General features: G+C 58.8%; 27 protein-coding genes and 2 pseudogenes. 15 read left to right on the forward strand and 14 right to left on the reverse strand.

Annotation, left to right across the window (positions count from 1 at the left end; all coding sequences use genetic code 11):
* The first annotated feature begins 132 nt into the window (after nt 1-132).
* Together ASC97_RS18270 and ASC97_RS33120 are read left to right on the forward strand one after the other, a co-directional pair.
* Nucleotides 133-588, forward strand: a complete 456-nt coding sequence (locus ASC97_RS18270; protein ID WP_057469777.1) for a hypothetical protein — start codon at nt 133-135, stop codon at nt 586-588.
* Nucleotides 589-1,232: 644 nt separating this feature from the next.
* Nucleotides 1,233-1,373 (forward strand): annotated as a pseudogene (locus ASC97_RS33120) (LysR family transcriptional regulator); the annotation flags it as partial.
* A gap of 70 nt (nt 1,374-1,443) precedes the next feature.
* Here the strand turns inward: ASC97_RS33120 and ASC97_RS33125 are convergent.
* Nucleotides 1,444-1,707, reverse strand: a complete 264-nt coding sequence (locus tag ASC97_RS33125) for a helix-turn-helix domain-containing protein (protein WP_082530052.1) — start codon at nt 1,705-1,707, stop codon at nt 1,444-1,446.
* Between the two features lie 122 nt (nt 1,708-1,829).
* On the opposite strand from ASC97_RS33125, the pseudogene ASC97_RS33130 reads away from it, so the two are divergent.
* Nucleotides 1,830-2,731: pseudogene (locus ASC97_RS33130) on the forward strand (LysR family transcriptional regulator).
* A gap of 511 nt (nt 2,732-3,242) precedes the next feature.
* On the opposite strand, the gene ASC97_RS18290 reads toward ASC97_RS33130, so the two are convergent.
* Genes ASC97_RS18290 through ASC97_RS18300 form a run of 3 tightly spaced genes read right to left on the reverse strand, consistent with a single transcriptional unit; the run spans nt 3,243 to nt 6,026 of the window.
* Nucleotides 3,243-4,382, reverse strand: a complete 1,140-nt coding sequence (locus ASC97_RS18290) for a mandelate racemase/muconate lactonizing enzyme family protein (protein ID WP_057469780.1) — start codon at nt 4,380-4,382, stop codon at nt 3,243-3,245.
* Between the two features lie 11 nt (nt 4,383-4,393).
* Nucleotides 4,394-5,302 (reverse strand): dihydrodipicolinate synthase family protein, encoded by a 909-nt coding sequence (locus ASC97_RS18295; RefSeq protein ID WP_057469879.1) that lies wholly within the window; start codon nt 5,300-5,302, stop codon nt 4,394-4,396.
* Nucleotides 5,303-5,315: 13 nt separating this feature from the next.
* A complete protein-coding gene (locus ASC97_RS18300; protein WP_057469781.1) occupies nt 5,316-6,026 on the reverse strand; it encodes a GntR family transcriptional regulator in 711 nt (236 codons plus the stop codon).
* A gap of 123 nt (nt 6,027-6,149) precedes the next feature.
* On the opposite strand from ASC97_RS18300, the gene ASC97_RS18305 reads away from it, so the two are divergent.
* Genes ASC97_RS18305 through ASC97_RS18325 form a run of 5 tightly spaced genes read left to right on the forward strand, consistent with a single transcriptional unit; the run spans nt 6,150 to nt 11,393 of the window.
* Nucleotides 6,150-7,751, forward strand: a complete 1,602-nt coding sequence (locus ASC97_RS18305) for an ABC transporter substrate-binding protein (protein ID WP_244481522.1) — start codon at nt 6,150-6,152, stop codon at nt 7,749-7,751.
* A 30-nt stretch (nt 7,752-7,781) separates the two neighbouring features.
* Nucleotides 7,782-8,837 (forward strand): ABC transporter permease, encoded by a 1,056-nt coding sequence (locus ASC97_RS18310; protein WP_443216755.1) that lies wholly within the window; start codon nt 7,782-7,784, stop codon nt 8,835-8,837.
* Between the two features lie 4 nt (nt 8,838-8,841).
* Nucleotides 8,842-9,753, forward strand: a complete 912-nt coding sequence (locus tag ASC97_RS18315; protein ID WP_057469783.1) for an ABC transporter permease — start codon at nt 8,842-8,844, stop codon at nt 9,751-9,753.
* Complete coding sequence (locus ASC97_RS18320; RefSeq protein ID WP_057469784.1) at nt 9,746-10,594, forward strand: ABC transporter ATP-binding protein; 849 nt, start codon at nt 9,746-9,748, stop codon at nt 10,592-10,594. The genes ASC97_RS18315 and ASC97_RS18320 overlap by 8 nt, the downstream gene beginning before the upstream one ends.
* A 7-nt stretch (nt 10,595-10,601) precedes the next feature.
* Nucleotides 10,602-11,393: an ABC transporter ATP-binding protein gene (locus tag ASC97_RS18325; RefSeq protein WP_200959501.1), complete on the forward strand. Its 792-nt coding sequence runs from the start codon at nt 10,602-10,604 to the stop codon at nt 11,391-11,393.
* Between the two features lie 178 nt (nt 11,394-11,571).
* Here ASC97_RS18325 and ASC97_RS18330 read toward each other — a convergent pair whose 3' ends face one another.
* A complete protein-coding gene (locus ASC97_RS18330; RefSeq protein ID WP_057469881.1) occupies nt 11,572-11,904 on the reverse strand; it encodes an ArsR/SmtB family transcription factor in 333 nt (110 codons plus the stop codon).
* 81 nt (nt 11,905-11,985) lie between these two features.
* Nucleotides 11,986-12,543, reverse strand: coding sequence for a hypothetical protein (locus tag ASC97_RS18335; protein WP_057469786.1), 558 nt, complete (start codon nt 12,541-12,543; stop codon nt 11,986-11,988).
* A 129-nt stretch (nt 12,544-12,672) separates the two neighbouring features.
* On the opposite strand from ASC97_RS18335, the gene ASC97_RS18340 reads away from it, so the two are divergent.
* Nucleotides 12,673-12,894: a hypothetical protein gene (locus ASC97_RS18340; protein ID WP_057469787.1), complete on the forward strand. Its 222-nt coding sequence runs from the start codon at nt 12,673-12,675 to the stop codon at nt 12,892-12,894.
* A gap of 109 nt (nt 12,895-13,003) precedes the next feature.
* On the opposite strand, the gene ASC97_RS18345 is transcribed toward ASC97_RS18340, so the two are convergent.
* The 6 genes from ASC97_RS18345 to ubiT are packed head-to-tail and all read right to left on the reverse strand — an operon-like array spanning nt 13,004 to nt 16,350.
* The gene (locus ASC97_RS18345) at nt 13,004-13,339 is read right to left on the reverse strand and encodes a hypothetical protein (protein WP_057469788.1); all 336 of its coding nucleotides are present in this window, start codon (nt 13,337-13,339) and stop codon (nt 13,004-13,006) included.
* Nucleotides 13,332-13,526, reverse strand: coding sequence for a hypothetical protein (locus tag ASC97_RS18350; RefSeq protein WP_057469789.1), 195 nt, complete (start codon nt 13,524-13,526; stop codon nt 13,332-13,334). The genes ASC97_RS18345 and ASC97_RS18350 overlap by 8 nt, the downstream gene beginning before the upstream one ends.
* Nucleotides 13,526-13,945 (reverse strand): hypothetical protein, encoded by a 420-nt coding sequence (locus ASC97_RS18355; protein ID WP_057469790.1) that lies wholly within the window; start codon nt 13,943-13,945, stop codon nt 13,526-13,528. Before ASC97_RS18355 ends, ASC97_RS18350 begins: the two co-directional genes overlap by 1 nt.
* Entirely contained in the window at nt 13,942-14,874 is a 933-nt protein-coding gene (gene ubiV / locus ASC97_RS18360) for a ubiquinone anaerobic biosynthesis protein UbiV (RefSeq protein ID WP_057469791.1), read from the reverse strand. The genes ASC97_RS18355 and ubiV overlap by 4 nt, the downstream gene beginning before the upstream one ends.
* A gap of 1 nt (nt 14,875) precedes the next feature.
* Nucleotides 14,876-15,853, reverse strand: coding sequence for a ubiquinone anaerobic biosynthesis protein UbiU (gene ubiU / locus ASC97_RS18365; protein WP_057469792.1), 978 nt, complete (start codon nt 15,851-15,853; stop codon nt 14,876-14,878).
* Nucleotides 15,844-16,350 carry a ubiquinone anaerobic biosynthesis accessory factor UbiT gene (gene ubiT, locus ASC97_RS18370; RefSeq protein WP_057469793.1) on the reverse strand — a complete coding sequence of 169 codons (507 nt, stop codon included), beginning with the start codon at nt 16,348-16,350 and terminating at the stop codon, nt 15,844-15,846. The genes ubiU and ubiT overlap by 10 nt, the downstream gene beginning before the upstream one ends.
* Nucleotides 16,351-16,452: 102 nt before the next feature.
* Here ubiT and ASC97_RS18375 point away from each other — a divergent pair, with 102 nt between their 5' ends.
* Together ASC97_RS18375 and ASC97_RS18380 are read left to right on the forward strand one after the other, a co-directional pair.
* Complete coding sequence (locus ASC97_RS18375) at nt 16,453-17,961, forward strand: UbiD family decarboxylase (RefSeq protein WP_057469794.1); 1,509 nt, start codon at nt 16,453-16,455, stop codon at nt 17,959-17,961.
* Complete coding sequence (locus tag ASC97_RS18380) at nt 17,945-18,583, forward strand: UbiX family flavin prenyltransferase (RefSeq protein WP_057469795.1); 639 nt, start codon at nt 17,945-17,947, stop codon at nt 18,581-18,583. Before ASC97_RS18375 ends, ASC97_RS18380 begins: the two co-directional genes overlap by 17 nt.
* On the opposite strand, the gene ASC97_RS18385 is transcribed toward ASC97_RS18380, so the two are convergent.
* Nucleotides 18,538-19,218, reverse strand: a complete 681-nt coding sequence (locus ASC97_RS18385) for an NnrU family protein (protein ID WP_057469882.1) — start codon at nt 19,216-19,218, stop codon at nt 18,538-18,540. The genes ASC97_RS18380 and ASC97_RS18385 overlap by 46 nt on opposite strands.
* 231 nt (nt 19,219-19,449) lie before the next feature.
* On the opposite strand from ASC97_RS18385, the gene ASC97_RS18390 reads away from it, so the two are divergent.
* The 4 genes from ASC97_RS18390 to ASC97_RS18405 are packed head-to-tail and all read left to right on the forward strand — an operon-like array spanning nt 19,450 to nt 22,572.
* Nucleotides 19,450-20,001 (forward strand): iron transporter, encoded by a 552-nt coding sequence (locus ASC97_RS18390; protein ID WP_200959502.1) that lies wholly within the window; start codon nt 19,450-19,452, stop codon nt 19,999-20,001.
* 14 nt (nt 20,002-20,015) lie between these two features.
* The gene (locus tag ASC97_RS18395; protein WP_057469883.1) at nt 20,016-20,345 is read left to right on the forward strand and encodes a cupredoxin domain-containing protein; all 330 of its coding nucleotides are present in this window, start codon (nt 20,016-20,018) and stop codon (nt 20,343-20,345) included.
* Nucleotides 20,342-21,196, forward strand: a complete 855-nt coding sequence (locus tag ASC97_RS18400) for an FTR1 family iron permease (RefSeq protein WP_057469797.1) — start codon at nt 20,342-20,344, stop codon at nt 21,194-21,196. The genes ASC97_RS18395 and ASC97_RS18400 overlap by 4 nt, the downstream gene beginning before the upstream one ends.
* Nucleotides 21,197-21,201: 5 nt before the next feature.
* A complete protein-coding gene (locus tag ASC97_RS18405) occupies nt 21,202-22,572 on the forward strand; it encodes a 4Fe-4S binding protein (RefSeq protein WP_244481525.1) in 1,371 nt (456 codons plus the stop codon).
* 179 nt (nt 22,573-22,751) lie between these two features.
* On the opposite strand, the gene ASC97_RS18410 is transcribed toward ASC97_RS18405, so the two are convergent.
* The gene (locus tag ASC97_RS18410) at nt 22,752-23,108 is read right to left on the reverse strand and encodes a YbaN family protein (RefSeq protein ID WP_338012530.1); all 357 of its coding nucleotides are present in this window, start codon (nt 23,106-23,108) and stop codon (nt 22,752-22,754) included.
* Between the last annotated feature and the right edge of the window lie 48 nt (nt 23,109-23,156).

The following is a 23,156-nucleotide window of genomic DNA, read 5'->3' on the forward strand; positions in this document are numbered from 1 at the left end:
CCTGCAGACGAGCTCCCTGCATCTCGACATGCTGCGCGACCTGAAGCGCATCAACGCCCACATCGTCTCCGTCGCACATCCCATCCTCGACGAGAGCGGGCTGTTGATCGAAAGCCGGTTGAAGGATGTAGCATGAACATGTCGACGCCTTTTCCCGCCGCCCCCGTTGATTTGGACCTGCTTGAAATCTGGCTCGCCAGGCACTGCGTGGATAGTGCGCCGATGGCGACCCTTCTGCTCCAGTTCGAGCGGATGGTGCGGGTTGCATTCGGCGGCGAGCTGGAGATCGGCTACGCTGCTGCACGGGTTGACAGCGCACTAGAGGTTTCCATAGAGGTCTGGACGAGGGGAGCGATGCGGTGCAGCGCCATCCTTGGCCTATGTTGCCGCGCCGGCCGCTTCTTCAAGCGCTACGGTCCCTCGCCGGAAGAGCGGATCTTCTTCAAAGGTCCAAAGGACGCCGCCCAATACGTCCTCTTCGTTCTGGGCCAGAGGTCCGCGGCCGAGCGATCGCTTTCGTCCGGCAGCAAGGCTCTGCGATCCGTGCGAACGGCACCAAGGACCTCCATCAGGAGAACTGGGGGCTAGAGCGAGTCCTGTCCTGCGAACGAGACCACCTACGAGTGCCTCACGCGCATTTTCTGATACCTCCGGAGGCGTCGAAAGCGGTGGCATAGATCGTCACAGTTGGTGCTAGTTCACGCGGGCATTATCGAGGCGGCCGTCGCCGGTTGCTACTACCGCGCCATTTGGCCTACCAAAACCGCCGAGGGTCTAATCGTAGCCGGATGAAAGTTCAACGCCCGTTCACGCCAGTTGCCGTGTGCGGGTCGTGGGTTCGTATCGCTCAGGGCGCTCATTCCTCATTCTGCCCGGTCGAACGCAGCCGAACTCCAATGCCTCCCGGCGCCACATCGCCCTCGTCTTGAAAAATTATCCCCGCAGCCTCGAATGTCAATTTCAGGAGCCGAAGATTGCTCTCCCGCATTTCGCCGCCCTTTTCGAAGGCACGGATTGACACTGCACTTATGGCCGTCCGGCCAGCAAGGTCATTCTGGGTCCAATCCAAAAGCGCTCGAGCAGCGCGACATTGAGGTGGCTTGAGCATCAAAACTTTCGTTTTTGGAAATTAGAGTATTGAAAAGATAATTTACGTGTGCTAGGACGCTCCAACTTATCTTTAGCGAGGCATCTGTGCAATATTTCGGGCACTTTGCGTCGGAGGGTAGTCGATGAAACGGCGCCAACTCTCCTACTTCAAAGCGGTGGCCGAGGAACTGCACTTCGGCAGGGCGGCAACGAAGATGCGGATCGCCCAGCCGGCGCTGAGCAACCATGTGATCTCACTGGAGAAGGAGCTCCGTTGCGCACTACAGCCTGCCGATTGAACCTCCGGCCCTGTTTCCGAGGAGATATCGAATATTCGAGCCCTGCGTGCTCGCACTATCGAGGCGGCCGTCGTCCACTTTTGAGCGGTTTGACTGGATCTGCGCTGTCGAGAACTGGGGTAAAAAGCTCCGCGATGTCGCAGGACATTGCTTCCGCTATTTTCTCCAAAGTTGCGACGGTCGGGTTTTTTCCACCCCGTTCAAGATGACCTGTATATGAGCGCTCGATATCAGCGGCAAGAGCAAGGTCGTCCTGCGAGATTCCCTTCGAAACCCGCAGGCGCCGGATATTTATTGCAACTCGCTGCCGTGCATCCATTTGGAAAACACAACATTTGACAACCTATGAAACCACGTATTATAGAACTATGAAAGCAATCTAGGCGTGAAATGCGGGAGGGACACGCGCCTCCGTATTGGCACAGAAGAGAACATACCTTCCTGGAACTGCGCCAACTCTCCTACTTCAAGGCGGTGGCCGAGGAACTGCACTTCGGCCGGGCGGCAACCAAGATGAGGATCGCCCAGCCGGCGCTGAGCAACCATGTGATCTCGCTGGAGAAAGAGCTCGGTTGTGCGTTGTTCATCCGCTCGACCCGGAAGGTGGAACTGACAAGGGCAGGGGAGACGTTCTACGAGCGCTGCGTCAGGATCCTGAGCGACGTCGATCTGACCACCGAGCTGACCCGGGCTGCCGGCGGCAGTCGCATCCGCCAGATTAGGATCGGCACCGTCTATCCCGCTACCATGGGTATGCTGCCGACATTCCTGGCAAAGATCGCCCGCAAGTTTCCCGATGTCCGCATCCATATCTCCTCCGGCAACACCGGTGACATCATCCGGAGCCTCGAGAGCGGCCAGATCAATCTTGGCTTCATCCGTCCGGTGGAAAACATCGGCTGCCTGAGGTTCTGCTCGATTGCCCATGAACGCTACCATCTGGCAGTGGCCCATTCCAATCCGCTGGCGAGCCGCGAGGAGATCACCATCGATGATCTGCGCGACCAGAAGATCATCGCCTTCAACAGGCAGAACCTGTCGTTTACCTGTCGTTTACAGAGCGCTACTTCAATGAGAAGTTCGAGGAATACGATCTGACGGCTAATATCGCCTACAGCTGCGACGACACCTATTCGCTGGTGTCACTGGTTTCTGCCGGGCTTGGCATTGGCTTTGCGCCGGAATGGACGCTCGATCTTCCCAACCGGGCGTTCGAGCTGAAGAAGGTGAGGGGGATCGACTTCCGGATCGGGCTTGGTGTTGCCTGGAACAAAGACGATCCAACGGCATCGCGCGACGACATCATCGATATCGCCAAATCACTCGCACGGCCGGGGCGGTGAGGTCGGCGGTAGGTATTTATTACATATGCTTATCGATGCCTCTGGGTAGGCATAGAGACAGCACTCCGCTACCCCGATATCGCCAACCGGCGGGGGAACTCGAATATGCGGCGACGATGAGTGAGATCTGAGCAGACATTGAGGCGGCGGGCTAGAATTCATCTCGCCGAATGGTGGTGAGTTGGTCTCGCTACGCCCCACTCCAGACGTGATCGTGCCTTGTCGTCAGGCGCGATAGCGGGCTGCCAGTTGGGGGCCGACTAACGGCAGTGGGTATCAGTTAACTCGTTTCTCCGATCCAGCGGCGGTGCGACCAGCTACCGAAGATCCGACCGCTGGTCCAGTGCCGTAAAGATGCGGCCTGTGGGAAATAGCAAGGGCCCGACCTCCTCTTAAGGCCGGCCCCTCCCGTCACCACCTCGTCACTAACCTCCTTCGCCATCAGACCGACCTCGCTACCGTCGTTATGTACGTTGCTATCGAGGTGATTGCTTTGCCACGTGGCGGGCATTTAGGGATACGCGGTCGAACCATCCGGCTTACGCGTGATCTTGCGTTCCCAGTGGATGTAATCCTCCGTGGCAAGCGCCTTCTCGTCGATCTCGACACCCCAGCCGGGCCGGTCTGGCCGGAGTTCCATGTGGCCGTCGACAGGCACGTAGGGGTCCAGGGCCCACGGGGCGTGGACGTGCGGCTTGTATTCAAGGATTTTGAAGTTCGGCTGCGCGGCGCAGAAGTGGATGTTCACCGCGGTCGCCAAAGGCCCCATAGGGTTATGAGGGGCAACCGTCACGTAGTGCGCTTCCGCAAGCGCAGCAATTCTTCGCATCTCGGTGACCCCGCCAACCACGCAGATGTCGGGTTGGATAATGTCGGCTCCGCGCGCCGAGAGCAGCGAAAGGAACTCGAAACGATTGTACAGGGACTCCCCCGTTGCGAGTGGAATTGTGACTTTGGACTTGAGTTCGGTCCATGCAGGAATGTGCTCAGGCCTAATGGGCTCTTCATAGAAAAGCGGATCGTAGGGAGCGATAGCGGCTGCGAGTTGAACGGCTTGGTACGGCTCATAAATCTTTGCATGGGCATCGAATGCGAATTCGAAATGCGAGGGCGTAATTTCCCGGATTGCGCCGAAGTAGTCTCCGGTTTCCTTGACCAGTTCGCCCCACCGGGTGTTATGGAGATCACGACGATACGGGCTAAGCTTGAACGCCGTATAGCCGTATTCCTCGTTCAGCCGCAGGGTCTGGTCGAGGGCCGCTTCCGGGTCCGGAGCGGTATAGACGCCGCAGTAGATTCGAACTCGGTCGCGTACGTTGCCGCCCAGAAGCATATAGACCGGCAAGCCGGCAGCCTTTCCGGCAATGTCCCACAGAGCATGGTCGATCGCTGAAATCGCGGCGAGCCCAAGTGCGCCCGGCGGAAAGCGGCATTGCTGATTGAGTTTCAAGACCAGGAACTCGACGCGACGTGGGTCTTCCCCCTCGATCTGGTGGAACAGGTAGTCCAACAAGGGCGGCAAAGCCCAATCAGGACCATGATTGTAGGCTTCGCCCCAACCCGAAATACCTTCGCTGGTTTCGATCTTAACGAGCAGGCGAGGACGGTCGTCGACCCGCTGCATGTAGGTCTTCAGTGCGGTGATGTGCATGATCTACTCCCTCAGGCCGCTGCGCTCTCGCGTCCGACACGTTCGACGATCGCCTTGAGGCTCGAACGCTCGCTTTCGTTCAAGGTTTCAACGCCAGGCACGCGAACCGGACCGACGTCCGTCCCGAGCATGCCAAGCGCTTCCTTTACGACCGTCACGTTCGCGCCGTTGAGGTACTTCGTGCGCATGGCCTCGAAACCGGCGATATCGTCGATGAGGTCGCGAGCTTTCTGATAGTCACCCGCTTCCAAGGCAGCGTGAATTGAATGAGAACGCTCCGGAAATACGTTCACGAGCCCAGAGGTAAACCCACGAGCGCCCATTGCGTAGAATGCCGGAGCCCAGCCCTCGGCCAAGCCGCAAACCCAAATCGCCGGCGTGTCTTTGGTCGAGCGGATCACATCTGCGAGCAGCATGAGGTTGCCGGATGCGAACTTGATGCCCGCGATATTTTCATGGAGCGCAAGCTTTCGGAAATCCGCAACCGAGAACGTGTCGCTTCGAACATAGGCGATCACGGGAACTGTCGACGCGTCAGCTAGCTCCAGGAAGTACTTTGCCTGATAGCTCGGGCCGGCGAACGGGTCCATCGGGTGATGACCCATAATGGCGTCTGCACCGTCAGCGATCGCCTCGCGCGCCAGTGCCTTCGCCTCGGTCAGGGAACGTCCCACAGCTGCACTGACAAGCGACTTTCCGTTCGCCGCCTTAATCGTGGTGCTATGAACGAGGCGGACCTCGTCTAAGGAAAGGGTGAAAAACTCACCGGTGTTTCCCGCCGCCATCAGATTGTGTATCCGCGCAGCTGCCAATCTGGCTATCAGAGCCGCAAGCTTCTCGGTGTCCACGCCGCCATCCTTCGCGTACGGCGTCACCGGCACACCGGAAATACCTTTCAGGGCCTCGCGGACTTTTTCCATTGCCTTGCTCAACTTAAAGCTCCTCCTTTTTCTTAAAAATAATATCGAGATACGTGTCCCCGGAGCGGACAACATGATCACGCATCACGCGCTCTGCTTTTTCGATGCTGCCCGAGATGATTGCGCTGGCGATCGCGGCGTGTTCTCCAAACGCCTTTTGTCTTTCCGCGGGATCGGAATGAATGACGCGCCTAATGCTTGCGTCGTAGAACTGTTGCCGCTCAATCATCCGGGCGAGATACTGGCACTGGGACGCGACGTGAATCTGTTCGTGGAAAACCTCGTTCAGCGAGATTAACTGGTCCGCTTCGCCCTTATCCGTAGCGATCCGCATCTTCTCCACGGTGGCTTCGATGGCAGTTGCAGCATCGCTGTCGATGCGCTTCGCGGCGAGGTGCGCGATCATCGACTCCAACGCTGCACGAGCCAAAATCATTTCTTCAGCCCAACTCGAGTCGAACCGAATGATCACGCCTCGACGGGGCAGCGTTTCCACCAAGCCCTCGGTCTCCAGTTGCCGCAACGCTTCCTTGATTGGAGTTGTGCTGACCCCGAGCTGCTCGGCGAGCTGTCTCTCGTTAACACGCTCGTCCGGTGCAAATCGTCCCGAAAGGATGGCGCTACGCAGGGTGCGGTGGACGTGATCGCGCAGAGTCGAGAGGAACCTGGGGTCGAGCTTTTCAATCCGATCGTCGTGTGCCGCCGACTCTCCATTTTTCGCCATTTCAAAAAATCCCCGTTGACCCCAAAAACGTTTTGTGAGATCTGATATACCAGATTTCAGATCGATGTCGATATGAAAATTGATCCACTGTTTGTTCGGGCGGGGAGCCCATGGGAGGAATAAATGACCATGTTTCGACGCCAATTTCTGGTGACGACTGCCTTGGTGGCTGCGACTTTCGCCGCGCCGTTGTCTGGAATGGCTGCCACGCCGAAAGACCAATTGGTGATCGCGACGAACATGTCGTCGATGCGCGGTCTCGATCCGAATGAACTAAATCAGCTGGAAGCGGCGGAAATTGTAGCCAATCTCTACGAGCGGCTGATCGTTTTGCCCGCTGACAACATCACGAAGCCGATGCCCGGGTTGGCGGAAAGCTGGACCGTCTCTGACGATGGCAAGACTTTTACCTTCAAGATTCGCTCCGGAGTGACGTTTCACTCGGGTAACCCGCTAACGGCAAAGGATGCGGAATGGTCGCTGCGCCGTCTCGTCAAGCTGGGTCTCGCGCCTTCCACGGATCTGCGCCAATGGGGTTTCAAGGAGGATAACGTCGACGGCTTGATAAAGGCGACCGACGATTCGACACTGGTCGTTCAGACCCCCGAAGTTTGGAACCCGAACCTTATTCTCTACTCGCTCGCGAGCTTTTCCACCTCGATCTTCGATAGCAAGTTGCTGGCCGAACACGACAAAGGTGGCGATCTGGGGCGAGAATTCCTTCAAACCAACGATGCCGGCTCCGGCCCGTTCTCACTGCGGTCCTGGCGCGTCAACGATCTGCTGATTGCCGATGGCTTCAAAAGCTACTGGCAGGGCGCGCCCAAAATGCGCCGGGTAATCCTTCGTCATCTGCCGGAATCGGCGGGTCAGCGTCTGCAATTGGAGGCTGGTGACGTTGATGTCGCCACTCGCCTGTCGTCTTCCGACCTTGGTGCCCTCGATAGCGGTGGCAAGGTGACCATTCAAAAGACCCCGGGTTTCGGATTCTACTACCTGGCTCTCAACCAGAAGGACGAAATCCTTTCCAATCCCAAGGTCCGCGAGGCGTTCCGCTACCTGATCGACTACGATGGCCTCTCCAACACCGTAATGAAGTATTACGGAATCAAGCAGCAGACCATCATTCCGGCGGGCCTGCCGGGTGCTGGCGACAGCAACCCGTACAAGCTTGATATCGAAAAGGCCAAGGCGCTGCTGGCTGAAGCCGGTTACCCCAATGGCTTCAGCAAGGTCTACTACGCAACCCCGGTGACCCCGGAGTACGAAGTCGCTCAATCGCTGCAGGCAAATGCCGCGAAAGCTGGGATAAAGCTCGATCTGCAAGGTGGCGATCATATTGGCAAATTCCGTTCGCGGGAGTTCGAGCTGTTTTCGGCGCGCTCGGGTGAACGTCTTCCTGACCCACATGCAGTCCTTCAGTCCTACGCGACGAATGCCAACAATTCCGACGGGGCGAAGCTGACCGGGCTGAATGCATGGCGCACGGCGTGGGATGTTCCCAAGGATATTCAGGAGATGGTGACGGCCGCCGCCCACGAAACTGACCAGGCGAAACGGACCGAACTCTACGCCAAAATCAACAAAGCCTATCTTGAGGCTTCCCCGGCACTCGTGACCTCGTTCCTGCGCACGGACGCCAAAGCCGTCAATAAGAATGTAACGGGCTACGTCGGACACCCGACCTGGCTGACCCGATGGGATACTGTCACCAAGGGCGAGTAGTAGCACCCTTGGGAGGAGAATAATGTGAGCATCGCACACACAACCGAGACAGGGTGGAGCGGCGGCAAAGCCGCCGTCTCCGCCCTGCGGAAAGTGGCAACTTCCTTTGCCGTCATTCTGACGACTTTGCTGGGTCTTCTTGTGATCACCTTCGTGGTTGGGCGCATGGTACCTGCCGACCCGGTGATTGCCGTGATCGGCGATCAGGCTGACCAGGCGACCTATGAGCGTGTCTACAAGCAGATGGGGCTTGATCAGCCGCTTTACGTCCAGTTCGCGACGTATATCGGAAACGTCGCTCATCTCGATTTCGGACAGTCGCATGTCACGAAGAACCCCGTGGCCAGCGATCTGGCCCGCGTATTCCCGGCAACCCTGGAACTGGCGACACTCGCTACCCTGATCGGTGCAAGCCTTGGTGTTCCCCTTGGGATCATTTCGGCAGTCCGAAAAGGAACTTGGGTCGATCACCTCGCACGTATCGTGGGTTTGCTGGGGCATTCGACGCCGATTTTCTGGTTGGGGACGATCGTCATTCTCGTTTTCTATGCGAAGTTCGGCCTCATTCCGGGAGGAGGCCGTCTCGATGTGTACAATGAGGGCTTGGTCGAAGGGCCTACCAACTCGATCATCGTAGACGCAATTCTCGCCGGCGAATGGGAAGTCCTGCGCGACGCGCTCCTACATTTAGCCGCACCGGCAATTATCCTCGGCTATGCGGCGATGGCCTATTTGAGCCGGATGAGCCGCAGTTTCATGCTGGAGCAACTTCGCCAGGAATACGTCTTGACGGCCAAGGCAAAGGGGCTCGGCCAGCGTGCCATCGTCTGGCGGCACGCATTCCGCAACATACGTGTCCAGTTGTTGACGATCGTAGCGCTCGCTTATTGCGGCCTCCTTGATGGCACTGTGCTGATCGAGACGGTTTTCGCCTGGCCCGGCCTCGGGCAGTACCTGACGTCGGCACTGTTTTTTGCGGACATGAACGCGGTTCTCGGCAGCGTCCTGCTGATCGGCATCATCTCGATCGCGATCAACCTGCTGTCGGACATCACCTATCGCTTCCTCGATCCAAGGACTCGGTGACATCATGGCTACACGTTCCATCGACGCCCTTCACAACTGGCTGATCAGCGAAGAGTTCACCTCTTCCCGACAGGCCCGGTTTCATAAAGCTTATGTCCTCTGGCTCAACCTCGCAGGCAACCCGTTGGCCCTGGGGGGCTTCCTCGTGGTCCTTGCGCTGATCGTCATCGCGACATTCGCACCCCTTCTTGCGACCCACGATCCAATTCTCCAGGACCTGACGATGGCCCTCAAGCCGCCGTCAGCCGTCAACTGGTTCGGGACCGACGAGTTCGGCCGCGATGTCTATTCTCGGTTGGTCTACGGTGCGCGTACAACGCTTTACATCAGCATCCTGGTAACGGTGATCGTCGCCCCGATCGGCTTTGTCATCGGAGCTACTGCCGGCTACCTCGGCGGTTGGATCGATGTGGTACTGATGCGCATTACCGACATCTTTCTTTCGTTCCCGAGCCTCGTACTTGCACTGGCATTCTCTGCTGCGCTCGGGCCGGGGATCGAGAACGCTGTAATCGCAATCGCCCTGACGGTGTGGCCACCCATAGCGCGTCTTGCTCGCGCAGAAACGTTGACCTTCCGCCAGGCGGACTTCGTCGTTGCTGCTGAGCTTCAGGGAGCCGGCATGGCACGCATCCTGTTTCGCCATATTGTCCCGTTGTGCGCACCGTCCATCGTCATTCGCCTGACCCTTAACATGTCGAGCGTTATCCTGACCGCCGCGGGTCTCGGATTCCTTGGCTTGGGTGCCCAGCCTCCGATGCCGGAATGGGGCGCGATGGCAGCTTCCGGGCGTCAATATCTCCTCGATGCCTGGTGGCTAACAACGGTTCCCGGCTTGGCCATTCTCGTGGTCAGCCTTGCTTTCAACCTGCTCGGCGACGGCCTGCGTGATATAATGGACCCTCGCAATGCGTAACATCCCACAGCCCATTCTCACCGTAGAGAACATGTCAGTAGAGTTCCCGACCTTGTCGGGCGTGGTATCCGCGGTCAAAAACGTATCATTCAAGATCGGCCGGGAGAAGGTAGGTATCATCGGTGAGTCCGGTTCGGGCAAGAGCACGACCGGCCGCGCCATCATGCGTCTCGAGCCCTCCAACGCGATCGTCAAAGCGCAGAAACTTCAGTTCGAGGATGTCGACCTACTGGCTGCCGACGAGGCCGCTATGCGAGGGATCCGCGGCCGCCGGATTTCGATGATACTCCAGGACCCGAAATATTCGCTGAACCCTGTCATGAGTGTTGGCGAGCAGATTGCGGAAACCGTGATTTTGCATGATCGCTTATCCAAGCGTCAAGCTCGGGAGCGAACCCTGGCAATGCTGGAGCGCGTCAACATACGTGAGCCCCAGAGAGTGTTTGACCTCTATCCGCACGAAGTGTCCGGCGGAATGGGGCAACGCATCATGATCTCAATGATGCTTATATCCTCGCCCTCGCTGATCATTGCGGACGAGCCGACCTCGGCGCTCGACGTTACCGTGCGCCAGCAGGTGCTTTCGATCCTCGATGACCTGATCACGGAGCGGAACATTGGCTTGGTCTTCATCTCGCACGACCTCAATCTGGTTAAGAGCTTTTGCGACCGCGTCATCATTATGTACTCGGGTCGGATTGTTGAAACCCTGGAAGCGTCAAAGCTTGATGAGGCAAAACATCCGTACACGCGCGGTCTGTTAAGCGCCTTGCCGAGCCTCGACCATCCCAGGGACAGGCTCGAGGTCCTGAAGCGCGACCCAAGCTGGGTGGAGGGTTGATATGGCAATGATCAGTGTAAGCGGGCTCGCCGTATCATACGGTGTCGGCCACCATGCAAAGCAAGTCGTCAAAGACGTTGCCTTCGAGGTGCCGAAGGGCGAAACCTTCGGTCTTGTGGGGGAGAGCGGCTGCGGAAAGTCAACAGTTCTGGGCGCACTGGCCGGGCGAAACCGAAACTGGACAGGCTCCATCGCGATCGATGGTGACCCGATCTCGACGAAGCGAACTAGGGCACAGCTCGCGACGCAGCAAATGGTGTTCCAAGACCCATTCGGCTCTCTTCATCCACGGCATACTATCGGTAGAACGCTGATGGAGCCCCTGGAAATTCACGGGCTCGATCAGCGGCAGGAGCGCATCGAAGTCGTGCTTCGCGATGTCGGGCTGCCTGCAGCGTTTCGGTACAGGTTTCCGCATCAGCTCTCCGGTGGACAACGGCAACGCGTCGCAATCGCTCGAGCATTGATCCTCAAGCCCAAGATTTTGCTTCTTGATGAGCCGACATCGGCACTCGATGTTTCCATTCAGGCGGAAATTTTGAACTTGCTGAAGGATTTGCGTCAACGCGAGAAGCTAACATACATCCTGGTCAGCCATGATATGGCGGTAGTAGCGCACCTCTGCGATAGAGTTGCCGTCATGCAGGGCGGTGTGTTCGTTGAGGTTGCGACGCGCGATCAGCTCTTGAGCGGCTCGGTGGAACACCCCTATACGCGTACTCTGCTCGATGGCAGTAGGGGCTACGTTTCGAAAAATCCAGCCAAGCCGGTCGGCGAAACTGTCCAACTGGGCGCGTAGTCAGCGGCTGGTCTTGAAGCCGGAGAGTTCTGCCGGCAGAGGCGGCAAAACTCTCTGTAGGGTCTGTTCGTTATCACCTGGAACATTTGGTGACAGCGGGACGGGTCCAAAGTCGTCGAAGCGGCTCTGGAACGACACCGACTACGATTGAGATCGTCACAGTTGGCGCACGTCTAGTTCACGCGGCGTCCGTTTCCAGTTCAGCAAATCCGAAAATCGACATTTGCACGCCGTGCGGGAACAGGATTCCATTGACGAGCGACAACGCCTTTTCACTCCTGTGATTGGAAAGCGAATAAAAGATTGTCTGTGCCTGACGCCGTGTCTTAACAAACTCGTGGCGTCTGAGCACGGTCAGGTGCTGCGACAACGCGGATTGACCCAAGCCAATCTTGGCGGCGAGTTCCTTGACGCACATCTCGCCATGGGCAAGTGTGCGAAGCACAGCGAGCCGGTTCACATTCGCCAGGGCGGAAAAGTAGTCGGCCAATTCGCCGTCATCTGCGTTCATTTCATCCCCCTGTCCAAGCGCGATGAATTTAACCATTCGTACGAATGGCTCATTGACGCAGCACAAAGAAATTTCAGTCGATTAGAATGTGCTGATTGTGAGCATCGCGGCAAAGGCCATCAGGGCGGCCGACCCGCACCGTCTTGCGAGAAGAGGCAACTGCTGCTGGCCTCCGAGAACCAGCCGGCCCAGCGCCAGCCATGCAGACGACGTAGCAGCGGCCGCGATCAGAAACGCAGCGATCGCGTCAGGCGCGAAAGCGCCTTGAGATGGGAGCATGGTAAGCCCGACAATGAGCCCTTTTGGATTGAGCAGGGTTGTAAGAAACAGTTGCCCGAAGCCCGGCTGGAACGGTTGTGTGTAGCCGTTCAAGCCCCAAAGCTTCAGCGCCAGATACAGGACCCATGTCGCCGAAATCAATTTGACACCTTGGAATACCGCCGGGTGATCGTGAAGGTAGGGTACTGCAAACGCAGAAACTGGCACGATCACACACAGGTAGGCCGCAAGAACGGCAGCCAGAAGAACGCCCATTCGAGCCGGTGGCAGACCTGGCGACGCCATCACCAACATTGCGTTCGTGGGGCCAGGCAGGATCAGAAGCGCAAAAGCGCTGATTGCGAACGCGACAAGGTCCATCCCTAAATTCCTTCAAACCTGGGCCCGCTGATTGCATGGCCTGACACGGTCGTATTTGATCTTGGTCATTTTGGATCGGGAACTTTTTCTTCGGTCGCCCGTTTCCCGGCGTTGGATGGAGGTGCCGCAATGCCTCGCCTGATCTGGTTTATCCTCACCCGTTTCCTCACAGGTTTCGCACTCGGTTGCATCACCGGCATGCTAATCTGGCAGCTTCAGATCAGCGGCTTGGGTTCCGGAATGGATTCTTCGAATTCGTTCATCGCGCGGGGTCTGTTCATGTACTTCTTCGCCAGCACTATGGGCATTGGTTACATGGCAACCGCTCTTTGGATCGAAACCTCCGAATGAACTGCGCTTGCGCGCCAAACTCCCACGAGTTTACACGGCGCGTTGAGAGACGATTGCCGGGCGCCAGTGGCGCTTCGGCGAACGTGTTCAAAATTTGATTGCTGAGTGACTAACGGCTCGATGCAAGGATGTCACCCGCCTTGTCGTTCGAAATGGCAAAGCCATGCAGTCGCCTCCAGCGCCTCACGTCCTCCGCGGTTACTTCCAGGGGGGCGACCGTATCCGTCTTCGAAAGCTTCTCGCGCGCAATCGCACGGAACACGTCGATGCTTTCAAGAAATCGGCTGGCCGTCGCGCGAGGCGGGGAGGCAACGTTCAGGATACCTCGCCGCGTCACCGTGACGGCGCACGGCGATTGATCACCCGCGTGCACGAGGAAGGATCCGGTTTTACCACGCGGGTCGAATTCGATCACGCCGGCGCCTTCTGTCGCAGATTCACTCATCGGCGAAGCGGTTGCCGAGCCGCGGCGTCGTGTGTCCGGAGGACGGGTTCTTGACAGGTGAGACGGTCCAGGGGCTTGCGTGGAGGAGAAATGCCTCCAAGGTCGCCTGCGGTTCCCCGCCCATTGACCCGCCGGTGCTTAGGAATTCGAGGACGTCGAGGCGCCTGCTCTGGTTTCTTTCCTTCATCACGCACTCGCACCCGTTGCAGGCAATTCGGCTCCTTGAGCAGCCTGGCGCAGGTTGGATCGATAAAACGAGTAAGCTCTCAAAAGCTGAGAACCAAGCCGCGCCTGCTCGGCCAAGTCATCGAAGATCATCGCAGCTTCCTCGATTTCACCCCGGTCCGTCGCTGGCCCCAACTCGTCGAGTTCCATTAGAAGTTCCATCAGCGTGATGAGCTTGGTGCGCTGTCGCACTGCGGACACGAATAGCTCGCCGACGACCGCCGCGCGTTCTTTCGCGGCGAGGTTCAACAGCACCTCACCGACGACCGAAGAGCAGGCGCAGTCGAAGTCCGGTCCCTTGACGAAGGCCTTGATCTGGCGAAGCGCTGAACGCGCACGCGCAACGGCCGGCGGGCCGATTGTTTCATGTCCTGTATTCACCGACCCAATCCTTCCGAGTTCCTGAGCCTTGCAATCCACTCCGCGCCGACCTGACCATGGTGAAAGCCGTTGGAGAGCGGCACGTCCGGGTAAACATTCCTGAGCAGCGACGCCGCTTCTGTGGGGCAGATCGATCCATCCAATAGCTGACGATACAATTTGGAAACGGCGGTCATGTCGCAGGTCTGGGGAGAAAGCCTCAGCGAGCCCACTCCCATCGACCGCGTTTCGTCAGGGTCGTCGAGGAGCGCCTGGCAGGTGTGCGAGACCGTCTGTACGCCGTTGAGTGCAAGAAATGGCTGCCCCGACAGCGTATTTACCGGAAGTCCGTCAGGGTCCTCCTGGCAGATGAACTGGCAGTTGTCCTTGGTGCGTCCCTTCGAGCGAGCGTGCGCGCAACGAGCAGAGATCGCGAGGGGAATTCGTCCGAAGGCAAACAACTCGAATTCCACCTCGGGACATGCCCTTGCGATGTCGGTGACCGACGTCGACGGCAGTTCCGGTGGCAGGCAGATCGCGGTCGCGCCGTTTCGTGCCAAGACCTTGGCCGTCGCACCGTTGTATACGTTCACGAACGGCCCTACGGCGTGAGGACGGCTCTTCAGCACCTGGAGCGCGGAAAGATCGTTGGCTTCAACAAGGCGCGCGTCATCGTCCGCAAGCGTTCGCTGGTAGTTCGCCTCTCTGTCCAGTGTCACAAGGGCCAAGGTAGAAAGCCTGACCTCCTTGCCAGCAGCTTCCAGCCGATCGATCACGGCAGCGATCTCTGGCTCCATGAAATGCAGCCGCTTCGAGCAGACGGTCTCCCCAATGACGACGACGTCGACCGGCGCCTCGTCTGCGATCCGAAAATAGAAATCGCGCCAGCGGTCGGTTGGCCAGAGGTAGAGCAAGGGCCCAAGCGTGAGTTTCAAGGAAGACCCTCTCATATTATCTCCAGCGTTTTTCATAGGCGCCGTGTGTCGTCTGCTGGCCTTCGCTCAGCGATTTTAAGCGTGCCATGAGGGCTGCGCGCCCGGAGGGCGCTGCGTTCAATGTTGCGCGTAAAGTGGACACGACCTCGGAGATGTATGCCTTGCCGCGCTGACGGCCCTCGACCTTGAGGGCCTTCACGCCGGCAGCACGAAGCTCGTCGAGCTGATCCATGACATCCAGCGAAACAGGATCTTCAAACGCGTAGGTCTTGCTGTCGGCGATTTCAAAGCGTCCCTTGCAGAGCGTCGGATAGCCTGCAGCCTCGTTCGCCGAGAACCTGTTGATGGTGAAGCTGCCAAGGTCCGACATCATCTCGTTGCCGATCTCGCGGTACCTGACGTGGCTGGCGGGCGAACACACGCCGTTCATGTTGGGCGATTTTCCCGTCGCGTAGGAGGATAGCGAGCATCGCCCTTCGGCCATGACGCAGAGACCACCAAAGACGAACACCTCGAGTTCGCAGCTTACGCGTCGGGAGATCCGCGCGATATCTGCGATCGTCAGCGTGCGAGGCAGCACGACACGTGCTGCGCCGAAATTCTCCACCAGGTACGAAAGGGCGTCCGGATTGGAAGCGGAGGCCTGGACGGAGATGTGGAGCCGCTGCTGCGGGTGATGCTCGGCGACATGCGCCATCAGCCCAAAGTCTGCAACGATCAACGCATCGGCGCCGGCTTCCGTCGCTTCTTGCGCTCTGCGATACCAGAGGTCCTCTTTCCCAGCCGTCATAAACGTGTTGAGCGCGACGAATGTCTTTACACTGCGAGCATGCGCATAGGACACGGCTTCCCGAAGTTCCGACGGATTGAAGTTCAGTCCCGGAAAGTTGCGTGCGTTCGTTTCGTCGCGGAACCCGCAATAGACGGCGTCGGCGCCTGCATCGACAGCCTCACGGAATGAGGAAGGGGTCCCCGCAGGGCAGATCAATTCCATGCGACACCATGCGATTCCAGCGCGCGACGTCGCATCGACGAGAGCACGCCAACCATTGAGCGGTTGAAGGGGCCGGACAGTTTGCCGATGGCCTTCACCATGTCGATCTCACTGTCGTCGAGAGCGTTGCGCAACGCGAGCACCGCCTCCATATCCCCGCTGACAGCGAGCTTGCGCGCGAAGAAGATCGCATCGCCATCGACCCGTCCCTCTGCCAGCGCAAGCATGAGAAGCAGCGGGCCGCCGATAGTCGCGTCGGCCGCGATTGCATCCCCTCTTCGGAAGGTACGAATGGTTCGTTCGCCTGGTCGAATGGAGAATGCAAATGGGAGATCGGACGGAATGAAACCGAAGCGGGCTTTTCCATATTCTCCGAGACGGTCAAATAGCTTCGGATGGCTCTTGAGAACCTGCTGGAAAAGCAGAGATGCGACACACGCAGCGACCGGCAACGGTACCATGCGCGCTGTGGCCATCAGACGATGTGGGGCAAGCATTGAGGCCTCTCAGATTGAACGAGGCATCCTAGGTCTTATTGCGCCGCCGCTGTTTGATCTGGAACAAAGACAGCGACCGTTTCCTCATCGATTGCATCGTCAATGCGAAACGATGATCTTCCGACCCAACGACATACTGATCTTCAGGCTTTCTTGCGGGAGCTCGAACAGCGCCGCCTGCTGGTGACTGTTGACGAGCCGGTCTCCCTCGTTCACGAAATGACGGCCTTGCATCAAAGGGTTCTTAGCGAGAACGGCCCGGCACTTCTCTTCAAGTTGCCAGTCGACGCGACTGGGCGGCGCTCGCCTGTCCCTGTTGTAGTCAATCTCTTTGGCACAAAGGAACGTATCGAACTCGGATTCGGTCTCGGGGAGGGTGGGCTGCAACGTCTTGCGGAGGAACTCGCCGAAATGCAGCACCCGGTTCCACCAAGGTCGCTGGCGGACGCTTGGAGCAAACTGCCGCTGCTGAAGGCTGCGCTCAGCATGCGGCCGCGACATCGTCGGACGGCGCTCTGCCAGGAGGTCGTCTATCGAGGAACTGAGATCGATCTCGGACGTCTGCCCGTTCAATGGTGCTGGCCGGGCGAGCCTGCTCCCCTGGTCACCTGGCCGCTGGTGATCACACGAAGTCCCGACGATCCGAATGACGTGAATGTCGGAATATACCGGATGCAGGTTCGAGATTCGACGTCGCTGATTGTCAGGTGGCTTGCTCACAGGGGCGGCGCCAAGCACTTCCGGGAGTGGCAGCGAAAGGGATTGGACATGCCTATCGCCATTGCGATCGGCGCAGATCCTGCGACCTTGCTTGCGGGTGTCATTCCGCTTCCGGAGGGCATGAGTGAGTTGAATTTTGCGGGCCTTCTCCGGGGATCACGAACGGACGTGAGCAAGGCGTTGACAGTTCCGCTTCATGTGCCATCGAACGCCGAGATCGTCCTGGAGGGCGTCGTGTCCGCTGACGAGACAGCGCGGGAGGGACCGTACGGCGATCATACCGGCTACTACAACTCGGTCGAGGCCTTTCCCGTCGTGCGGCTGACTGCGATTACCACCCGGCATTCACCCGTCTATCTCTCGACCTACACCGGCCGGCCGCCCGACGAACCCTCGCGCCTCGGTGAGGCAATGACGGAGTTGTTCGTTCCAATCGCCAGGCGGCAATTTCCGGAGATACGCGATCTTTGGCTTCCGCCGGAGGCCTGCTCTTACCGCGCCGCGGTGGTTTCGATCGACAAACGATATCCCGGGCAGGCCCGTCGGATCATGATGGGTCTCTGGGCGATGCTTCCCCAGTTCAACTACACGAAACTGATAATCGTCGTCGACGCGGACATTTCCGTGAGGAACTGGGAAGACGTCATCTGGGCCGTTTCCACGCGGTTCGATGCGGCGAGAGATCTTGTCGTCATGGAAAACACCCCGATCGACTATCTGGACTTCGCTTCTCCCAAGGCGGGTCTTGGAACGAAGATGGGCATCGACGCCACCAACAAGATCGGGACGGAGACGGACAGGGAATGGGGTCGCGAGCTTCAAATGCCGAGCGAGCTGACTGCACGCGCCAATCAACTTTGGGAAAGGGTTCGGGATGACGCCGCCAAGTGAACAACTGAACGTGGTACTGGCCGTAACCGGCGCGTCGGGTGCGGCGCTCGGCGTGGCCGTGTTGGAGCAACTTGCCGGGCTTGATGTGCAGGTGCACCTCGTCGTTTCAGACAGTGGAAAGCGAACTCTCGCACACGAGGTTGGAACGGAGGCTCACGGCAGAATGCTGATCAGGGCTCATCGTCATTACGACAACAGGAACATAGGCGCCGCAATTGCCAGCGGTTCCTTTCCGGTCGCTGGAATGATCGTTGCGCCATGCTCGATGAAGAGCCTCGCAGCCATATCGACGGGCGTGTCCGACAGCTTGGTGTCACGCGCTGCCGACGTTCAGCTCAAGGAGCGGCGTCGCCTCGTGCTGATGACCCGTGAGACGCCGTTGCATCTGGGACACCTACGAAACATGACGGCGGTGACGGAAATGGGAGCTATCGTAATGCCGCCAGTTCCGGCCTTCTATAATCGACCCCAGTCTGTCGGCGATATCGTTGATCATCTTTCACGTCGGGCGATCGATCTCCTGGGGCTTCCGCGCCCTCGTCTCTCGCATGCATGGCAGGGCGAGTCCGACTGGAATCACCCAAAAATCGCAATCGGGTCGGCCCCAAAGAGCAAGGCATGACCCCCGCCGAAGAGCAACCAGACAGTTAATCCGGCCGCAACTGCAGCGGAAATCGCCATCGGCATGTCTATTGCTAATCCCTCGCCCTTGAGGAGCGTTCTGAACGGCAGGATGGAGGTTTTCGCAGACAAGGTTTGCCAGCGATCGCCCAAACGCCGCTTCGCGCGCTTCTCGATCATAGGGATAGCCGAGAGTGAGAAGGTCGCAAGCCCGCCGAAAAGAAGGACCGAGCGAAGGTCTCCGTTTGCAGCGATATGCCCCAACGCCCAGAAGGCAAACCCCCAAAGGACCGGATGTCTGCAGATGCTTACGATGGCGCCGGGTTGGTTGGATGACCTGATCGCGACCGAGAGGGGGTTCGAGCTCGCGAGGCCCGTCAATACAAGAAATCCCCCGAATGGCGCGAGGACGAATGTAACAACGGCGTGCCAGGGCGCAAGATCCCACAACGGAACGTAGTCGAGGGAAAGCGCGGTCGAAAAGAGCCATGCGAGGGCGACAACTGAGGCTGCGGAATAAGTCAGGAAATATGTCGGCCTGCCGATGCGCGCGATGATCCCCGAGCGAACTGATGGGACCGCTGGAATAGAGTGAAGGATCAGGAACACTGAAAAAGCGGCGAAGAATGGGATCATCACGACCTCCTTTTGGGAGGTATTGGTAACAGATCGATGCACGTCCTTTTTGATCAAAATCAAACAGCTTCGACATGTTCCCATGTTGACGGAGCTGATCGGCCATGGCCGTCATAAGTAGCGGATACTGGCAGGCATCCGGCCTCGCGCCCGATTACCCGTCTTTGCGCCAGCGCAAAGATCCAACTCTTTCCCATGATTAAAGGTGACGGCATTAGTCATCTTTAAGGGATCGCCGTCATGTTTCGTGCCACCAGCCTTTGCTTGCTCCCAGTCCTCTTTTCGGCGATGCCGCTCGACCTGCAAGCGGCCGAATTCCCGATCGGAGCGCCGCAGGTCACCGGAGGGATGGAGGTTGCCGCGGTCTATCTTCAGCCGATCGAAATGGACCCGCCCGGCATGATGCTTCCAGCGGCTGAATCCGATGTCCACCTGGAAGCGGATATCCATGCGACCGAAGACAACGCCAACGGCTTCGCCGAAGGTGACTGGATGCCGAACCTGCATGTCGAATACAAGGTGAAGAACCTCGAGAGCGGCGTTGAGCAAAGCGGCGCCCTCGAGGCCATGGTGGCGAGCGACGGTCCCCATTATGGCGAAAACGTCAAGCTATCGGGCGCCGGCCGCTATGCGTTGGAACTGACCGTTCACCCGGGCGGACATGGAATGATGTCGTTCGGCCGACACGTCGATAAAGAGACCGGCGTTGCCGCATGGCCGGAAGCCTTCACACTGAAATACCAGTTCGTGTTTGCGGGCGTCGGGAAAAAAGGCGGCTACTGATGCATGACTGCCGGATGTCGACCTGCTTATCGATCCTCGCTGCAGCATTCATTGCGGCAGCGCCCGTATATGCGCAGGAGGATCCTGTTTTCCATGTGCACTTCAGCAACGGAGTGGTCTCTCCCTCCGTCATCGAGGTGCCAGCGAACAAGCGCTTCAAGCTCGAACTGCACAATGACGGGATGGCTCCAATAGAGTTCGAGAGCATTCCACTTCGCAAGGAGAAGGTTCTTGCCCCAGGTGCGTCAAGCTTCCTCGTGTTCCGCTCCCTCGACGCGGGCAACTACGCATTCTTCGACGACTTTCACCTCGACATGCCTCCGGCGAAGCTGGTGGCACAATGAACGCCAGTCTCTTTCTCCAGTCTTTCGAGATTGCCGCCGTGGTATGGCGCGAGTCCTTCGAGGCGCTCTTGATCGTCGGGACACTTCTCGCATGGTCGATGCGGGAGCGCGGGGCTTCTCGGGCTACAGCAATCCGGTGGATCGCAGGAGGTACGGCTGCAGGGCTCGGGCTTGCCGTCGCACTGGCGGTGCTGATGATGAGTGCCGGGGACTATCTGGACGGCGATGGCGCTGACATGCTCCAGTTCGTTCTCGCGGGCACGGCAGCGATCCTCATGCTCCGGATGGTCTTCTGGATGCGGGGCATTGACCGACGACCCTCTGGAGATCTTGGGGGCAGGGCGGCAACCCATGCAAGATCGGGCAACTGGATGGGACTTGCGACCCTCTCGGCGATCGCGGTTGCCAGAGAAGGCGCAGAGACAGTGGTCTTCCTTTTCGGACTGCTGTCCTCGTCGACAGGTTGGCACGCCGGCATGGTGGCAGTTTCGGGCGTGTTGGGGTTTGGACTTGCCGCCATGAGCTTCTGGGCGTTCAAGACTGGCGCGGCAATCGCGTCGAAGAAGGTTCTGTCGCGCGTGAGCCAAATCCTGTTGTTGATCCTCGGAAGCGGTCTGACGATGATGGTCGTCGACAAGACGATATCGCTCGGGATCCTTTCAACCATGACTGGGCCGCTGTGGGATACGAGCTGGTTGCTCGACGACGCCAGCGGCATTGGCGCATTTATCGCTGGACTGGTTGGCTACAGATCGCGCCCGGAGCTCCTTCCGCTGATCGGTCTCGGCTCATACTGGCTGATCGCATCAATGGCATATGTGCCCCTTAGGGACATAAAGGTGCACGCGTGACGACAATGCGGGTTGGGTCGAGAGGTTTCGTTGCAGCCTTTGGCGATATGCTGCTCCGACGGCAGACGCTTATCCGGCGCGCACAATGGGTGATAATCAGCGCGTATGTCTTGCTTCTGGCAGTCCCCCTGCTCTTGCCGTTGCCGCGCAGCGGCGACTTCATATGGAACAACCTGTCGCGGTTCGCCCAGTTCGCCTTTTGGGGCATATGGTGGCCTTTCGTCGTGTTGGCGACCGCGCTCGTTGGGCGCTTCTGGTGCGGTCTCCTCTGCCCCGAAGGCGCATTATCCGAGTTCGCCAGCGAGAGGGGCGCCGGAAGGGCCATTCCGAGCTGGATGAAGTGGTCTGGCTGGCCGGTTGTATCCTTCATCGCCACCACGGTTTATGGACAGCTTACCAGCATCTACCAGTACCCAAAGCCCGCCGCGCTGCTGCTGGGCGGCTCGACCTTCGCCGCAATGATCGTCGGCGCGCGCTACGGAAAGTCGAAGCGTGTTTGGTGCAGGTTTCTTTGCCCGGTAAGCGGAGTGTTCGGCCTCGTTTCAAAGATCGCGCCGTTTCATTTTCAGGTGGATCCGGAAACGTGGCGCCGCTCTGCAACGACCGACGCGCCCGCAGTGAACTGCGCGCCCCTGGTGCCCATCAAGACGATGCGGGGAGCATCGGCGTGCCACATGTGCGGCCGGTGCAGCGGCCATCGTGGCGCAATACGCCTGGCCTGGCGCAAGCCCGCGATGGACATCGTCTACGGCTCCGGGCGGATGGCGACCTCCTGGGAGACGATCTTGATCGTGCCGGTGCTGCTTGGCGTGGTGCCGGCCGCCCTTCACTGGTCGAACAGCGCGATCTTCCAGGCGCTCCGGCAGTGGCTCGTCGAACTCTGCGTCGGCGCCCACTGGATCTGGCCGCTTTCCCTGCGACTTCCCTGGTGGGTCCTCACCAACTACCCCTCGGTGAACGACGTCATGACCGTCGTCGACGGTCTTTGCCTCCTGGCGCTGATAGTGGTCGGATGCTTTTCTGCAACCATTCTTTTCATTGGCCCACTCGCAGCCAGCAGCCTCCTGCTGCGGGGGCGCCTCGCTATCGTCCACCACCTGGCTCAGGCTCTGATCCCGCTTTCGGCCGCGTCGCTGTTTGCCGGACTGCTTTCGCTCACGATAACGCAACTTCACGCAGACGGGATCGTACTGCCACATTCAGATCAGGCAAGAGCAGTGGTCGTCCTAATGTCAGCGCTGTGGTCGCTCAGGATGTTCTTCGGCATTACCGGGATCTACAACAAGGCGATCGGACGGAGGATAGCGGCGACGGCGCTGATATGCATTCCCATCACCCTGTTCTGCATAGCCTGGATCAGAGCTTTCTCGTCTTGATCTCATGGAGCGGCCCACTGCGCGACACGGAGCCTGTGGTCGAATGGCCTTCTCGCTCGAACGCGCCCAACTGCGTCGCGTGCGGGCCCAAGGCGCCGTGCCCCATCTAGCCGCGATACGAGCAGACGCAGTGCGCTTCCACCGATCCAGTCTGGATATTGCTTAGGGCCTTCCTCTCGTTAGGCTGTTGGCCGCGTGATTATGAAGGCTGCGCATAGGCTCACGAGCGCGGCGACAATCGTGAGCGTCACCGCGCCAGGAGCGAGCCAACACAGGAAGAGGAAGCTCGACGCCATCGTGGTGATTGCAACACACTTCGCCCTGAGCGGGATCGCTTGCCGTTCCCGCCATGCTCTGATCGGACCACCCAGGGTGGGATGTGAGACCAGCCACCTCTCGAAGCGTGGCGACGTGCGCGCAAAGATGGCAGCAGACAGAATAAAAAACGGGGTGGTCGGCAGGAGCGGGAGGACGACGCCAACTATCCCAAGGGCAATGGAAGCCCAGGCCAAAGCGATCATCAAGCTGCGCATCATCGTCCTCCAAGGTCCCTATCGTTTTTAGAGCCGAAGGCGGTTATCGAA

It is taken from the genome of Rhizobium sp. Root1203 (assembly GCF_001424945.1).
GTDB lineage: Bacteria > Pseudomonadota > Alphaproteobacteria > Rhizobiales > Rhizobiaceae > Rhizobium.